The organism is Actinomycetospora sp. C-140, from assembly GCF_054796175.1.
Map to the genome: position 1 here is coordinate 1 of NZ_JBTWNF010000015.1, position 13,269 is coordinate 13,269.

The following is a 13,269-nucleotide window of genomic DNA, read 5'->3' on the forward strand; positions in this document are numbered from 1 at the left end:
TTCTCGGGCGGATCGGCGCCCGCCGGGGCGTCGCCCTCGGGTGCCCCCGCGGCGGCGGCCGGATCGCCGGCCGGCGGCTCCGCGGGCTGGTCGCCGGGCTGCTGGGCCGGAGCGTTGGTGTCGGCCGGCGGGGCGGTCGTCGACGTGGGCGTCGTGGACGAGCGCGGCGTCGCGGTGCTCGACGGGGTCGGTGACGACGAGTCCGCACGGCTCGCCGTGTCGCCCGGGTCGGACCCCGCGACCGGGGTGAACGGCCCGAACGTCTGGCGTGGCGTGTCGTCCAGCGCCTCGTCCATGAAGGACTTCCAGATCTCGCTGGGCAGACCGTGGCCGTACACCGGGCGCCCGTCGGAGGTCTTGATCGGCGTGTTGTCGTCGGTGCCGACCCACACGGCCGTCGAGGCTCCCGGCGTGTAGCCGGCCATCCAGGCGTCGTTGTTCTGGTCCGCGACGTGCGACTGCACGGTGCCGGTCTTCGCCGCCGACTGCCGGCCGCCCTGCAGCGACACCCCGTCGTAATCGGGGACGTCCCGCATGGCCTCGGTGACGTTGCGCGCCACGCGCGGGTCGATGCGCTGCTCGCCCTGGTCGGTCGACTGGTCGAACAGCACCTCGCCGTTGGCCGTCGTGACGCGCTGGACGAGGTGCGGGCGGTGGTAGACGCCCTCGTTGGAGAACGTCGCGTACGCCGACGCCAGGTCGACGGCCGTCGTCTCCTGGTTGCCCAGCGCGATGCCCGAGTTCGGGTTGTCCATCGGTTGCGAGATGCCGGCCTGCCGCGCCGCGGCCGCGACGGCCTGCGGCCCGACCCTGTTGCCGAGCGCGTTGTAGACGACGTTGTTCGACAGCGTCATCGCGCGCTTGAGGCTGCAGTTCGCGCAGTCGGCGCCGTCCACGTTGCGCGGGGTCTGGCCGGGGATCGCGCGGCCGTCGAACTCGGTCGAGATACCGATCGGCGGGTCGTGCTGCAGCGCCGCGAGCAGCACGAACGGCTTGAACGTCGAGCCGGCCTGCTTCTCCACGCGGGCGTAGTCGAGGCCCGAGCCGTTGGCGCCGCCGAAGTAGGCGAGGATGCCGCCGGTCCGCGGGTCGATCGACACCGTCGCGCTGCGCAGGTTGTCCGGCTGGCCGCGCATCTGCCGTTGGTTCGCCTCGGCCGCCTCGCGCTGCGCCTGGGGCTGGATCGTCGTCTGGATCTGCAGGCCCTGCGTCACCAGCGCGTCCTCGTCGATGCCGAGCGTGCGCAGCTCGTCGCGGACGGCGCTGTAGATGTGGCCGCGGTCGTCGTCGGGCACGCCGCCGGTGACCCGCCGGGGCGGCACCGTGGCCGGGAACTGCGCCGCCGCGCGTTCCGGCGCCGGCAGCCAGCCCTGGGCGACCATGCCGTCCATGACGTAGTTCCAGCGACGCACGGACTCGTCGAGGTTCTGCGCCGGGTCCCACTTGGACGGCGCCTGGATGACCCCGGCCAGGAGCGCGCCCTCGGCCGGGTTCAGCGTCTCGACCGGCTTGCCGAAGTAGGCCTGCGACGCCGCCTGGATGCCGTAGGCGCCGCGGCCGAAGTAGATGCTGTTGAGGTAGTCCCCCAGGATCTCGTCCTTCGAGCGCTCCTGGGAGATCTTCAAGGAGATGATGAGCTCCTTGTACTTGCGCGTCAGCGAGTACTCGTCGCCCACCATCGCGTTCTTGACGTACTGCTGCGTGATCGTCGACCCGCCGCCGCTGCCGCCGGTGAGGTTCTTGTAGACCGCGCGGCCGAAGCCGGTGATGTCGAAGCCGCTGTTGGAGAAGAAGCTGCGGTCCTCGGCCGAGAGCACGGCGAAGCGCACCGGCGGCGGCACCTGGTCGAGGTTGACCTTCTGCCGGTTGCCCTGCTCGCCCGGCGCGATCCGCGCGAGCACGGAGCCATCAGCGAACGAGACGGTGTTGAGCTGGCTCTCGACGGCGTCGTCGGCGTTGGGCACCGGGATGAAGATGAAGCCCAGCACCATCGACAGCACGGGCGCGGCGACCATCGCGGCGAGGCCGGCGTAGACGCTGCGGCGCACCCGGCGCCAGCGCAGGGCGGTCGCCGTGAGCGCCTCGGGGTGCGGGCCGTCGAGGTAGAGCACGGCCCGGTCGCGCATCCGGCGGCCGAACGCGACGACCCGCTCCCCGCCGGGGAGGCCGACGATCCGCGCGGCGACGGCCGACAGCACCGTCGCGACGAGGACGGCGAACCGGCCGCGCGGGACCGTGCTGACCGGCGCGCGGGAGCCCGCCGTGTTCCGGGCGGCGGTGGTGCGGCTCGCACCGGCGCGGCCGCCGCCGCGGGTCGTGGGGCGCTTCGCGGGGTTGCGCGAGCGCGTCGTGGACCGGGCCGAGGTGCGCGACGTCGCCCGGGCGGCCGCGCCGTGGCGGGCGGACGCGCGCCCGGTGCGCGAGGCGGCGCGGGTGGCGACGTCGTCCTCGTCGTCCTCGAGGTCGTCCTCCTCGGGGAGCTCCTCGAGGTCCTGCTCGTCGAGCTCGTCGTCGTCGCGGTCGCGGCGTCCCTTGCGGTCGCGCGGGAGCGGGCCCGACCCCGGCCCGCGGGGCGAGGGCGCGTCGACGGCGGGCATGGCGGCCGTGCCGGTGGGGCGCGCCGGGCGCTGCGGGGCGGACGTCGTGTCGGTGCTCGTGGGCGGCGCGGCCAGGGCGGTGCTCGTGGCGGCCGCGGTGGTCGTCGTCGCCTGCGCGGGGCGTCCGGGCGCGTCGCGGCCCGGGCCGGCGGTGCTCGGGGCGCCGCCGGGCGGCGGGCCGCCCGGGCGGCCGGGCGCCGCGGCCGGGGGTGCTCCCGCGCCGGCCGAGGGAGCGGACGCGCCGGCGGGGCCGGTGGGACGTGCCGGCGCGGCCAGCGGGCGGGGCCCGGCGGTGCCGGTCGTCGCGGGTGGGGCCGCGGGCGCACCGGTCGGACGCGCGGGCGCACCGGCGGGGCGGGCGGGGCCGGCCGGACCGCCGGGGGGAGGCGTCGCCGGGGCGGACGGGCGGACGGGCCGGTTCCCCCGCGGCGCTCCGGCGCCGGGCGCACTCCCCGGAGGAGCGGCGGGAGCGACTCCCGCACCGCGGGGACCGGGGCCCTGAGGCGCCGCGCGGCCGGGCGCGGCGCCGGCGGGAGCGGTGCCGGTCGGGGCCGGGCCACCGGGAGCGGGGCCACCGGGCGCGGGGCCACCGGGCGCGGGGCCGGCCGGAGCCGCACCGGCCGGAGCCGGGCCGCCACCGGGTGCACGCCCCGGCGCGGGCCCGGCCGCGGCCGCACCTCGCGGCGGCGCGCCGGCGGGCGGCTTCGGTGCCTGGCCCTGCGGCGGCCGGCCGTCCGGGGTGGGCGTCGCGGGCGGCGGTGTCGGGTTCTGCGTTGCGCCCGGCGGCGTCCGTCGCTGCGTCGGGTTCTGCGGCGGAGCCTGGCCCGCCCCCGGGGGTCGCGCGCCCGGCGTCCCGGCGCCCGGGGGGCGTCCGGCCCGCGGCGCGGCGGTGGCCTTCGGCGGAGGCGGCGGGACGGTGGGCGGCGCGGCGGGAGCGCGCCCCGCCGCAGCCGGAGGGGAGGAGGCCGACGGACCGGACGAGGTCGCCGGGCTCGACGAGGACGCCGGCCGGGACGCCGCGCCGGCCCGGGTGCTCGTCGCGGCCCGGCCGCTCGCCGCGCCGCCGCTCGTCGCGGCCCGGCCGCTCGCCGCGCCGCCGCTCGTCGCGTCGCGCGCGCTCCTCGCGTCGCGGGCGCTCGTCGCGTCGCGGCCGGTGGACGTGGCGCCGCCGCCGGCGCGGGTGCCGGACCGCGCGCCGGCGAACGTGCCGGTGCTCGTGCGGGAGCGGAAGGAGCCGGTGGAGAGGGCGGAGGGGAAGCCGACGGGGGGCGAGGACGGGGCCGGCTCGCCGGTGATCCGCGCGCGGACGACGTCGCCGTAGTCGTCGTCCCGGCTGTGCCGCTCGGGAGGCGAGGGCAGCTCGGACCGTCCGCGGTCGTCCGCGGCGCGGGAGCGCCGGCCGCCGGAGGCGCCGTGCGTGCCCCGGTCGGCGTCGTCGCCGGGTTCGACGGGGTCGACAGCGTCGACGGCGTCAGCGGCGTGGCGCCGCCCCGACGAGCGCGCGTGCGTGCCCGCCACCGAGCAACCACCTCCCCGTGTCGCTCGAAGTCACTGTCCGTGCACACGACCGAGTCGGCGTGTCGGCTCGGCCGCGGGGCCCGACGCAGGACGTTCGGACCCGCACGAAGGCAACGCGCCAGCAACGGCCGCGTCGCGCCCGGATCGGGGTGCCGTCCACGACCGGAGCGCACGATGCGGTGAGTGGTGGTGTGATGTCACTCCGTCGTGAGGTCCGGCCGCTGGTCTCGGACCGTCGCGCTGAGTGGCGACCGCCGCCACCCACTGCTAACGGCGGAGCGCTGCCGACCGATGACCGGTTCGACGATGCCCCGGCGAGAGGACACACGCGGCATGGACCCCGACCAGGACCGGCCCTGGGTCCCGCGCCCCCGCGAGGGCGGCGAGGACACCGGTGACGCGTGGTTCCCCGTCGTCCCGGCCCCGCGTGCCGCGCCCGTCCTCGAGCAGCTGCCCGGCCGGGTGGCCACGCTGGCCGAGCGCCCGGCCGCCGCGTCCGCCCCGACCGCGGCCCCTGTGCCCGTGGCGCCGCGGTCCACCGCCCTCGCCGTGCGCGACGCCGGCGTCCCCGGCCTGCTGCTCGCGTGGCGCCGCGCCGCGGTCCGCCTCGTCCGCGCGGCCGTCGACGGTGTCCGCTCGGTGATCGGCCTGCTGGTGGCCGCACCGGGCTCCCCTTAGAGCTGCACCCCGCGCGTCAGCGCACCGTCGACCACGAGGTTCGTGCCACTGATGAACGTCGCCGCGGGGCTGGCCAGGAACGTCACCGCCCGCGCGATCTCCTCCGGCCGCGCCATGCGGCCGGTCGGGTTGAGGCCGAGCGCGTGGTCGTACAGGTCGCGGTTGTTCTGCTCGATCGACTCCCAGACACCGCCCGGGAAGTAGACGTTGCCCGGCGAGACGGTGTTGGCCCGCACCTTGCCGGCCAGCTGGTAGGCGAGACCCTGCGTGTAGTGCACGATCGCGCCCTTGAACGTCCCGTAGGGCCCGGCGGCGAAGTCGATCTCGCGACCGGAGACACTCGAGATCGTCACGATCGCCCCGGCGTCGCTGGCCTCGAGCGACGGGAGCGCCGCCTCGACGAGACGCACCGTGCCGAGCATGTCGGTGGTGAAGCTCGCCGCCCAGTTCTCCTCGGACGACGGGATCGCGAGCGCGGAGACGTTGGCGACCACCACGTCGATGCCGCCGTGGGTCGCCGCGCTGTCGGCCACCCACGCGCCGAGCGCGTCGCCGTCCGCGACGTCGACCGTGGTGCCGTGCACGTCCCGGCCGGCCTCGCGCATCTCCTCCTCGGCGGACCGGACCCCGTCGGCGGAGCGCGCGCAGAACGCGACCGTCGCGCCCTCCGCGGCGAGAGCCTCCACCACCGCGCGCCCGATGCCGCGGCTGCCACCCGTCACGAGCGCGGTGCGGCCGGTCAGCTGCAGATCCATGGTGGGCTCCTCTAGATCACCGACGCCGCACGGGCGCGCAGGTCCGCGTGCAGGCCGTCGAACGGGCGCAGTCCGGGCACGAGCGCCTTGGACACCTTCGTCACCGCGCTGTAGTTGGTGTCGACGACGTTGGCGAGCGGCGCCAGCGCGGTCTGCGTCAGCAGCTGGTAGGCGTCGAGGCGGTCGAGGCCGAGCAGCCCGCTCAGCCAGGTGATCATCTCGACCTGGCTGATCCGCCAGGCGTCCTCGAGGGGCCGCGACGAGCCGACGACGAGGATCTCGTCGTCGTTCTCGAGCCGCGGCCACGCCGGTGCCGTCGCCGCCGACGCCTTGACCAGGTCGACGAGGAGCGTGACGTCCATGGCGCCCTCGACCGCGGTGCCGCAGGCCTCGCCCTCGCCCTGCCGGTAGTGCCCGTCACCGACCGAGAAGATCGCGCCCGGCGTGTTCACCGGCAGGTAGCAGGTGGCGCCCGCCCGCATCTCGGGAGTGTCCATGTTGCCGCCGAACGCGTCCGGTGTGAGCGACGAGCGCACCTCACCGAGGGCGGGCGCGACGCCCACCGTGCCCAGCATCGGGGCGAGCGGCAGGTCGATCGCGAGGTCCGCCCGCTGCGCCGAGAACGTGACCGTGCTCCGTGCGCGGTCGACCTCGTAGATCCAGGTCCGTTCCTCGAGCGGCTCGTTCAGCAGGGCCGTGCGGTCGGTCCCGGTGAGCCCGCCGAAGAACGGGACGAGCGTCGAGGCACCCCAGTCACGGGCCGGGGTGAGGTCGACGAGGTGCAGGACCAGGGTGTCGCCGGGCTCGGCGCCGCGCACCGAGAACGGGCCGGTCTGCGGGTTGAGGAAACCCATCCGCAGGTTCGCGCTCGCCAGGTCGGACGTCGAGCGGATCGTCCCGCCGAACGCGTCGTCGCACCACAGGCGCAGGACGCTGCCGGGCTCGACCTCGCGGATCGGGGCGGCGCCGCCGAAGGTGTACGCGTACTGCGACGGCTCGGGCCGGAACTCCACGACGTCCACGACGACCTCCCGCGATCAGTACTCGTCGGATCCCGTCAGGGCGTGCTCGAGCTGGTCAGCAATGCGGGTGACCAGCCGGAACGGGCCGTCGAACTCGGCGAACGAGAGGTCCTCGATCGGCGTGGCGTGCCGGAACACCGCGACCCCGCCCACGGCCGCGGCACCGCCCACCACGGCGTCCTCGGCGAGCTCCAGCAGACGGCGGGCGTCGATGTCGTCGAGGCGTCCGATCGGCGACTCGATCTGGAGCCAGTCGTGCCCGTCGACCTCGCCCTTGTGGTGAACGTAGACCAGCTGCGTGCGGTCCTCGGACGTCGGGAGGCGGAACGTGAGGCTGTGCCGGTCCTGGGCCATGACCTCGTAGCGCACGCGGACCCACGTCACGAGGTCGTCCCACGAGGCCACCGACCACTCACCGTCCTCACGCCGGCCCTCGGAGCCGGAGCCGTCAGACCCGTCCGGGCGGCGCGCCGGGCGGAGAGATCGCACCGTAGCAGCGCGTGCCGTCGTCGATCGTCGTCCGCGGTCGGTCACCGGACGCCCCCGCCGACCAGCCGGTCCCAGCCCGCCGGGTTGACGGCCGCGGTCGCGCCGCTGCGGTCGAGCAGGCGCAGGAGCGCCGCCCCGTCCCGGGGCCGGTCGCCGACCTCCTGGGCGGTGGCCCGGCGCAGCACCGGCACCAGGCGCGGGGAGAGGCGGTGCACCGCCGCGAACGCCTCCGGGCCCGGTCCGTCGAGGATGCGCCGGGCGATGTCGAGGATGTTGTCGCCGTCGAACAGGTGGTCGCCGCGGGCCGCGAACACGACGCAGCAGGCCCACGCCCACACGTCCGTGGCGGGTCCCGCGCCGTTGCCGGTGACCTGCTCGGGCGCCATGTAGCCCGGCGTGCCGACCATGTTGCCCGCCGGCGTGTGGTGCGTCTGCCCGACGACGCGGGCGATGCCGAAGTCGACGACCTTGGGCCCGGCGGAGGTCAGGAGCACGTTGCCGGGCTTGAGGTCCCGGTGGGTGATGCCGTCGGCGTGCAGCGCGGCGAGCGCGCGGGCGAGCGCGATGGCGGTGCGGGTGAGCATCTCGCCGTCGGTGACCGCGCCCGAGGCCGCCACGAACGCGTGCAGCGACGGGCCGTCGAGGCGCTCCATGACGATGTAGGGCATCGAGCCGTCGAAGCCGACGCCGAGCACGCGGGCCGTGTAGTCGCCGGTGACCTTCCGCAGCGTCTGGCCCTCCCGCAGGAAGCGGGTGCGGGCGTCGACGTCGTCGAGCAGGTGCGGGGCGAGCACCTTGATGGCCACGACACCGTGGGTGCCGGCGCGGTGCCCGAGGTAGACGGTGCCCATGCCGCCGGACCCGAGACGTCCGGTCAGCGTGTACTCGCCCACCGTGCGGGGGTCGTGGGGCGTGAGCGGCTGCTCGGGGGCGGCCAGGTCGACCAGGCGGGTCGACGGCCCGATCGACGGGCCCATCGAGGGTGCCGCCCGCGGCGCGGGGGGCGGCGGGACCGAGGGCCGGCCGGGGCCGGGCGCCGCGGCGGGCAGGGCCGGGCGCTCCGGCGGCGCCTCGGACTGCGCCGACTTCCGGGCACGCAACAGGCGGCGCTCCTTGACCGCCGGCAGCCGGGCCGCGCGCAGGGCCTCGGGCACCACCGGTGCCTCGCGGCAGGCCCGGGGCCGCCCGCCCCGCGCCACGATCTGCTGGGCGAGCAGGAACAGGGCCGCCCCGACACCGATCCCCGGGGCCGCGAGCGTGCCGCCGACCGCGACGAGGACGCCGAAGACCACGACGGCGAGCAGCACCGTCGCCTTGCCACGGCTCGTCGGCCACGGGCGCGTCACCGGCATGGCCCGGCGGCGCTCGAGGTCGAGCCCGCCGACGTAGAGCCCCGCCACCGCGAGCGACAGCAGCGCGAGCAGCACCAGCCCGCCGACCGTGACCGTCGGGCCGCTGGTGGTCGGCGCCGGGAGGCCGGCGTCCTCCAGGCGGCGGACCAGCGCCCGCAGCGCGGTGCGCCGCCCGTCGGCGAGCTGCTCGGCGACCAGCGAGACCGTGAGCGTGCCGACGAGCGCCGTCACCGCGGCCGTCAGCGCCGTCAGGCCGAGCGCCCGCGGGACGGGCAGGTCGGCCGCACGGTGCAGGTGGCGACGGGCCCGGCGCCGCTCGGCACCGGAGAGCCGCGACACGCGGTCGGTCACGACGCGGTCGACGAGCATCGCCGTGCGCCGGTGCGCGGCCGCACGCCGGTGCAGCGGCGCCATCGCGAAGCCCGTCAGCACCCCCGCCGCGATCACGACGAGAACGGGCAGTCCCGGGCCCAGCTCGGCCAGCCCCACCGCACGTCCTCCTCTCGTCGATCCCGGCACCGACTTCTTCCGCGACGGTACCGGGGGTCCGGATCATCCCTGAGCGCGTCGTCCCGGCGTGGCGTCACCCTCACGCGTCAAGGTGGTTTTCCCGTGTCACGGCCCGGCGCCGGTGCGTTGAGCGCCCTGCTCATGTATCCGGCTCCGTTCCGCTGCGCGCCCGGGTCATCGGTCCGGCTCCGCTGCGCTGCGCGTCCTGCGCCCCGGGCGCCACCGTGACTTGCGGGGATGTCGGAGCACCACGTCACCGAGGCTGTGGCGCCCGCGGACGACGACGTGCGGCACCCCGCGCTCGCGACGGTGCGCGGTGTCGTCCTTGACCTTGCCGGCCGCGATCCGCAGGTCGTCGACGTCGGCGGTCGCGTGGTCCGGCAGCACGAGCAGGGGCGAGCAGAGCCCGGTCGCGAGCTCCACGATCACGACCGGCGCCGTGAACTCGGCGCCGGTGAAGTCGAGCGTCACCCCGCCCACCCAGCTGTGGACGCGCACCAGCGGCGGGACGCGCCAGTAGCCCCGGCGTGTGATCGCCCCGGCGAGCCCGGCCTGCAGGTCGAGGACGTCGACGGGGCGGGTGGCCTGCAGGGACGCGCCGGGCAGGTCGTCGAGCAGGCCGTCGAGGTCGCCGCGCACCCGGGCGGCCAGGGCGGTCGCGCTGCGGTCGGAGTACTCCGCGGGCGTGATCTGCCCGGCCACCATCGCGCGCGCGAGGAACTGCTGCACCTGCTCGCGCTCCACGTCGGAGACACGCAGGGACGCGGGGTCCCCCGGCTCCGGACTCGCGGACGTCACAGTCGCGATGATAGGGCGCCGCCGGCGAGGGTCCGGGGGCCGCGAGGGAGGTGAGCGGGTGCCGCGAGGCCTGCGTGTCGTCCTCGCGGTGGTCGCGGCCGCCGTCGTCGCCACCCCGCTCGCGGGATGCGGGAGCGCCGGGCGGGCGTCCCCGCTCACCGGCCTGCCGGTCGCGTCCGACCGGCCGGTGCTCGCCGTGAAGGTCGACAACTCGCCCGCCGGGCGGCCGTGGACCGGGGTCGAGGACGCCGACGTCGTCTACGTCGAGCCCGTCGAGGGCGGCACGACCCGGCTCCTCGCGGTGTTCTCGTCGCGCCTGCCCGCGTCGGTCGGACCGGTCCGCAGCGCGCGGGAATCGGACGTCACCGTGCTCGCGGCCTACGGCCACCCGGCGCTCGCGTTCTCCGGCTCCGCCCCCGAGCTCGCCCCGACGCTCGCCGGCGCGCCGATCGCGGCGGTGACCCCCGAGACCGCGGCCCCGGCCTTCCGCCGGGATCCCGCGCGGCGGGCTCCGTCCAACCTCTACGCCGACCCGGCCGCGCTGCTGTCCGCCGCGGGCTCCGCCGGTGGCGCGTCGCCGCCGCGGGACGTCGGCTTCCGCTTCGGGGCGCTCCCGTCGGGCGGGGAGGTCGTCCGCCAGCGCGACGTCGCCTTCGGCACCGGTGAGCTGGTGCTGACGTGGGACGCCGTGCGGGGGCGCTGGATCGTCGAGCCTGGCGCGGCGGGCCCCGTCGTCCCGGCCACCGGCGGCGACCCGGTCGGCGCCGCGACCGTGCTGGTCCAGCACGTCACGACCCGGCCCTCGGCGATCCGTGACGTCGCCGGCGCCGTCTCGCCCTACGCGGTGACCGTCGGGGAGGGCGCGGCCGAGGTCCTGCGGGACGGCCGGTCGTTCCCCGCCCGGTGGTCCCGGCCGACACCCACCGACCCGACCGCGGTGCTGGGCGCCGACCGCCTCCCCGTGCCCTTCGCGGCCGGCCCGGTCTGGGTGCTGCTGGTCCCGGACGGTTGAGGACCCCCTCCGATCGGGTAGGCCCGCGGCATGGGTGCTGACGACAAGATCGACAACCAGGCCGACAAGCTCAAGGGCAAGGTCAAGGAGACCGCCGGGACGCTCAACGGTGACGAGGAGCTCCGCACCGAGGGCAAGGCCGACCAGACCAAGGGCGACATCAAGCAGGCCGGCGAGAAGATCAAGGACGCCTTCAAGTCCAACTGACGCGTCACGGCCCCGGGAACCGATCGGTCCCGGGGCCGACGTGTGTCTAGTAGCCGCGCGACTCCCGGCGTCCGGTGAACCCGTAGACCGGCGTCCCGTCCTGGTCGCGGCGCGTCAGGCGATGGACGGCGAAGACGTTGATGCCGGGGATCGAGCCGCCGAACACGTCGCTGACCTTCTGGCGCGGCCCCTGCTCGACCAGCACCAGGAACTCCTCGGGGAGGTTCACCCCCTCGGCGATGGTGAGGTCGTGGTCGCCCTGACACGGGCCGTCGGCGAGTCGGATGCGCATGCGGCCCTCCCCTCGAACTCGTCGGCTGACCGGCGTCATGGTGGCACGTCCAATGGGCCCGGTCAGATCGTCCGGGCCCGCTCTTTGCAGCTGTACTTGCACATGCAAGGATGATCGCCGCCGGTCATGCCCCCCGTGATCGGCATGGACCCGGTCGGTGTCCCCCCGCCGGCCGGGTCCCCCCTTCACCCGTCGGGCGAGCCCGATCTCACGCCCGACGAGCATTCCGGGCTGGATTGGACCGGGCCGCGAGCGGACACTCTCAACCCGTTCCCCGAGTGATGGGTGAGAGCGGACGTGCAGAAGGACGAGGCGGCGGCCAGGCTCGCGCGGCAGGCATCGGATGCGCTCACCGCGCTGCTCGAGCACACCCGCACCCGCCCGGCGACGTCCGACCGCTTCGACGCGTGCAGTGACTCCCTCGACGAACTCGCCCGGGCCGTCATGGCGATCGGCGAGATCGTGGACGGGTGCACCGCGCCCTCGGGCGGCGACGACGAGGACGGCGTCGCCGACCGCACCCGCGAGCTCGCGACCGTGATCGTGCGCCGGCGCAACTCCTTGCTCGCCGAGAACGCGACGGCTCGTCTGCGTCGCGCGGCCACGGTGCCGGTGCGTCGGGCGGGCTGACCCTCACGCCGCGGGTGCACCGCCGAAGCCGATCTCGTTGCCGTCGGGGTCCCGGTAGACGACCTTGCGGACGCCGCCGGGGTAGTCCTCGTGCCGGGACGGCTCCACGCCCCGGCCGCGCGCTCCGTCGACCGTCGCGTCCAGCTTCTCGGGGAAGATCGTCAGCTCGCCGTGCCCGGCGTGCGCACCGTTCTCCTTGATGTAGAGCCACCGGTGCTCGGCGAGCTCCCAGACGGCTTCGGTGTCGGAGGCGAGGAAGCTCGGCTCTCGTCCGAGGAGGCGCTCGTACCAGGTCTTCGACGGCCCGAAGTCGCTGACGAAGAGACCCGCGAAGAGGTCGAGCTCGGTGCTCATGACGCCGGAGTCCACAGCCCGACGCGCGTCCCGTCGGGATCGAGGACGACGGCCATCGTGCCCATGCCCGGGACGACCCACGGTTCGACGGCCGTCGTCGCCCCGAGTCCGACCGCCCGCTCCAGCGCGGCGGGGACGTCGTCGACGGTGAAGTACGTGACCATCCCGACCGGGTGCCGGTGCGCGTCCCCGGCCTGCCCGATGCCGCCCGGCAGCCGTTCCGCACCAGGCGGGACCACGCCGTAGTCGATCTCCTCGAGGACCTCGACCGGCCACCCGAACAGGCCCGCGTAGAACGTCCGCGACCGCCCGGCGTCGGACGCGGTGATGTCGATCCAGGCCGCGGGACGCGTCATCGCCTATCTCCTCCATCGCACCGTCGAGTCCTGTTTCAGGACTGGACGGTAGCAGGATCGCTAGGAGCTGGACGAGCGGCGGCGCCGCGCCTCGTGCGCCGCGACCTTGCTGCGGTTGCCGCACACCTCCATGGAGCACCAGCGCCGCGCGCGGTTGCGGGAGGTGTCGAGGAAGACGAGCACGCAGGTGTCGTGGTTGGCGCAGCGCCGCAGGCGGTCGAGGCGGTCGCCGGCGAACAGGCGCGCGCCCGCGTCGGCGAGGAGCCACGGCAGCACGGCGGGGTCGGCGTCGAGGTCGGTCCGCACCCCGTAGCGCAGCGCGCCCTCCGGGCCGCGAGTCAGCTCGGTGCCGGGCCCGGCGGCGAGGACCGCGTTGAGGGTCTCGATCGTCGCGTCGGGCACCGGCCCGCCCTCGACCACCGCGTCGACCCAGGCCCGTACCGCGTGGCGTATCGCGAGCGTCCGCGCGTGGACCGCCGGCGGGATCGCGGACGGGGCGCCGTCCAGCGGGGAGGCGGCGACCCAGTGGGCGAGCTCCTCCGGCGTCGCCACGGTGTCGACGAGCGCACCGCCGTCGACGAGCACGGTGTTGACGAGGTCGAGCGCGAGGGCTCCCGCGAGGAACACGAAGCGCTCCTCGTGGCGTTCCCGTCTCGACATGGCTAACCTTCGTCAATCGTTGATGGTGGTTAGCACGAT

Annotated in this window: 16 protein-coding genes; 6 read left to right on the top strand and 10 right to left on the bottom strand. The window is 75.8% G+C overall.

Going from position 1 to position 13,269, the window contains the following annotated elements:
• The coding region (locus ACR9E3_RS22670) for a transglycosylase domain-containing protein (protein WP_460382828.1) at positions 1–2,597 on the bottom strand (2,597 nt) is incomplete at its 3' end.
• Here ACR9E3_RS22670 and ACR9E3_RS22675 point away from each other — a divergent pair.
• The 3 genes from ACR9E3_RS22675 to ACR9E3_RS22685 all read left to right on the top strand — a co-directional run bounded on the left by ACR9E3_RS22675 (position 2,596) and on the right by ACR9E3_RS22685 (position 4,793).
• On the top strand, positions 2,596–3,099 hold the full coding sequence (locus ACR9E3_RS22675) for a hypothetical protein (protein ID WP_460382829.1): 504 nt from the start codon (positions 2,596–2,598) through the stop codon (positions 3,097–3,099). The two genes, ACR9E3_RS22670 and ACR9E3_RS22675, sit on opposite strands and share 2 nt — an antisense overlap.
• 387 nt (positions 3,100–3,486) lie before the next feature.
• A complete protein-coding gene (locus ACR9E3_RS22680) occupies positions 3,487–3,918 on the top strand; it encodes a hypothetical protein (RefSeq protein ID WP_460382831.1) in 432 nt (143 codons plus the stop codon).
• 530 nt (positions 3,919–4,448) lie between these two features.
• Complete coding sequence (locus ACR9E3_RS22685) at positions 4,449–4,793, top strand: hypothetical protein (protein ID WP_460382832.1); 345 nt, start codon at positions 4,449–4,451, stop codon at positions 4,791–4,793.
• Here the strand turns inward: ACR9E3_RS22685 and ACR9E3_RS22690 are convergent.
• The 5 genes from ACR9E3_RS22690 to ACR9E3_RS22710 all read right to left on the bottom strand — a co-directional run bounded on the left by ACR9E3_RS22690 (position 4,790) and on the right by ACR9E3_RS22710 (position 9,719).
• On the bottom strand, positions 4,790–5,548 hold the full coding sequence (locus ACR9E3_RS22690; protein WP_460382834.1) for an SDR family NAD(P)-dependent oxidoreductase: 759 nt from the start codon (positions 5,546–5,548) through the stop codon (positions 4,790–4,792). The genes ACR9E3_RS22685 and ACR9E3_RS22690 overlap by 4 nt on opposite strands.
• Before the next feature lie 11 nt (positions 5,549–5,559).
• Positions 5,560–6,570 carry an acetamidase/formamidase family protein gene (locus tag ACR9E3_RS22695; protein ID WP_460382835.1) on the bottom strand — a complete coding sequence of 337 codons (1,011 nt, stop codon included), beginning with the start codon at positions 6,568–6,570 and terminating at the stop codon, positions 5,560–5,562.
• A gap of 15 nt (positions 6,571–6,585) precedes the next feature.
• Positions 6,586–6,975, bottom strand: a complete 390-nt coding sequence (locus ACR9E3_RS22700; protein WP_460382837.1) for a hypothetical protein — start codon at positions 6,973–6,975, stop codon at positions 6,586–6,588.
• 125 nt (positions 6,976–7,100) lie between these two features.
• The gene (locus tag ACR9E3_RS22705) at positions 7,101–8,900 is read right to left on the bottom strand and encodes a serine/threonine-protein kinase (RefSeq protein WP_460382838.1); all 1,800 of its coding nucleotides are present in this window, start codon (positions 8,898–8,900) and stop codon (positions 7,101–7,103) included.
• A 195-nt stretch (positions 8,901–9,095) separates the two neighbouring features.
• Positions 9,096–9,719, bottom strand: coding sequence for a DUF1707 SHOCT-like domain-containing protein (locus tag ACR9E3_RS22710; protein ID WP_460382840.1), 624 nt, complete (start codon positions 9,717–9,719; stop codon positions 9,096–9,098).
• A gap of 58 nt (positions 9,720–9,777) precedes the next feature.
• Here ACR9E3_RS22710 and ACR9E3_RS22715 point away from each other — a divergent pair, with 58 nt between their 5' ends.
• Together ACR9E3_RS22715 and ACR9E3_RS22720 are read left to right on the top strand one after the other, a co-directional pair.
• Positions 9,778–10,731 carry a DUF3048 domain-containing protein gene (locus tag ACR9E3_RS22715; protein ID WP_460382841.1) on the top strand — a complete coding sequence of 318 codons (954 nt, stop codon included), beginning with the start codon at positions 9,778–9,780 and terminating at the stop codon, positions 10,729–10,731.
• Between the two features lie 30 nt (positions 10,732–10,761).
• Entirely contained in the window at positions 10,762–10,938 is a 177-nt protein-coding gene (locus tag ACR9E3_RS22720; RefSeq protein ID WP_460382842.1) for a CsbD family protein, read from the top strand.
• A gap of 46 nt (positions 10,939–10,984) precedes the next feature.
• On the opposite strand, the gene ACR9E3_RS22725 is transcribed toward ACR9E3_RS22720, so the two are convergent.
• Positions 10,985–11,230, bottom strand: a complete 246-nt coding sequence (locus tag ACR9E3_RS22725) for a hypothetical protein (RefSeq protein WP_460382843.1) — start codon at positions 11,228–11,230, stop codon at positions 10,985–10,987.
• A gap of 297 nt (positions 11,231–11,527) precedes the next feature.
• Here ACR9E3_RS22725 and ACR9E3_RS22730 point away from each other — a divergent pair, with 297 nt between their 5' ends.
• Complete coding sequence (locus ACR9E3_RS22730; RefSeq protein WP_460382844.1) at positions 11,528–11,860, top strand: hypothetical protein; 333 nt, start codon at positions 11,528–11,530, stop codon at positions 11,858–11,860.
• 3 nt (positions 11,861–11,863) lie between these two features.
• On the opposite strand, the gene ACR9E3_RS22735 is transcribed toward ACR9E3_RS22730, so the two are convergent.
• From ACR9E3_RS22735 to ACR9E3_RS22745, 3 genes are read right to left on the bottom strand one after another with little or no spacing between them, the layout of a single operon-like run.
• Positions 11,864–12,214 carry a VOC family protein gene (locus tag ACR9E3_RS22735; protein WP_460382846.1) on the bottom strand — a complete coding sequence of 117 codons (351 nt, stop codon included), beginning with the start codon at positions 12,212–12,214 and terminating at the stop codon, positions 11,864–11,866.
• Entirely contained in the window at positions 12,211–12,570 is a 360-nt protein-coding gene (locus tag ACR9E3_RS22740) for a VOC family protein (protein ID WP_460382847.1), read from the bottom strand. The genes ACR9E3_RS22735 and ACR9E3_RS22740 overlap by 4 nt, the downstream gene beginning before the upstream one ends.
• A 60-nt stretch (positions 12,571–12,630) precedes the next feature.
• Positions 12,631–13,230 (bottom strand): CGNR zinc finger domain-containing protein, encoded by a 600-nt coding sequence (locus ACR9E3_RS22745; protein WP_460382849.1) that lies wholly within the window; start codon positions 13,228–13,230, stop codon positions 12,631–12,633.
• Between the last annotated feature and the right edge of the window lie 39 nt (positions 13,231–13,269).

Coding starts and splice junctions, on each gene's coding strand:
- ACR9E3_RS22685 (WP_460382832.1), top strand. CDS start 4,449: ATGGACCCCGACCAGGACCGGCCCTGGGTCCCGCGCCCCCGCGAGGGC.
- ACR9E3_RS22745 (WP_460382849.1), bottom strand. CDS start 13,230: ATGTCGAGACGGGAACGCCACGAGGAGCGCTTCGTGTTCCTCGCGGGA.
- ACR9E3_RS22735 (WP_460382846.1), bottom strand. CDS start 12,214: ATGAGCACCGAGCTCGACCTCTTCGCGGGTCTCTTCGTCAGCGACTTC.
- ACR9E3_RS22690 (WP_460382834.1), bottom strand. CDS start 5,548: ATGGATCTGCAGCTGACCGGCCGCACCGCGCTCGTGACGGGTGGCAGC.
- ACR9E3_RS22740 (WP_460382847.1), bottom strand. CDS start 12,570: ATGACGCGTCCCGCGGCCTGGATCGACATCACCGCGTCCGACGCCGGG.
- ACR9E3_RS22720 (WP_460382842.1), top strand. CDS start 10,762: ATGGGTGCTGACGACAAGATCGACAACCAGGCCGACAAGCTCAAGGGC.
- ACR9E3_RS22725 (WP_460382843.1), bottom strand. CDS start 11,230: ATGCGCATCCGACTCGCCGACGGCCCGTGTCAGGGCGACCACGACCTC.
- ACR9E3_RS22675 (WP_460382829.1), top strand. CDS start 2,596: ATGGCGGCCGTGCCGGTGGGGCGCGCCGGGCGCTGCGGGGCGGACGTC.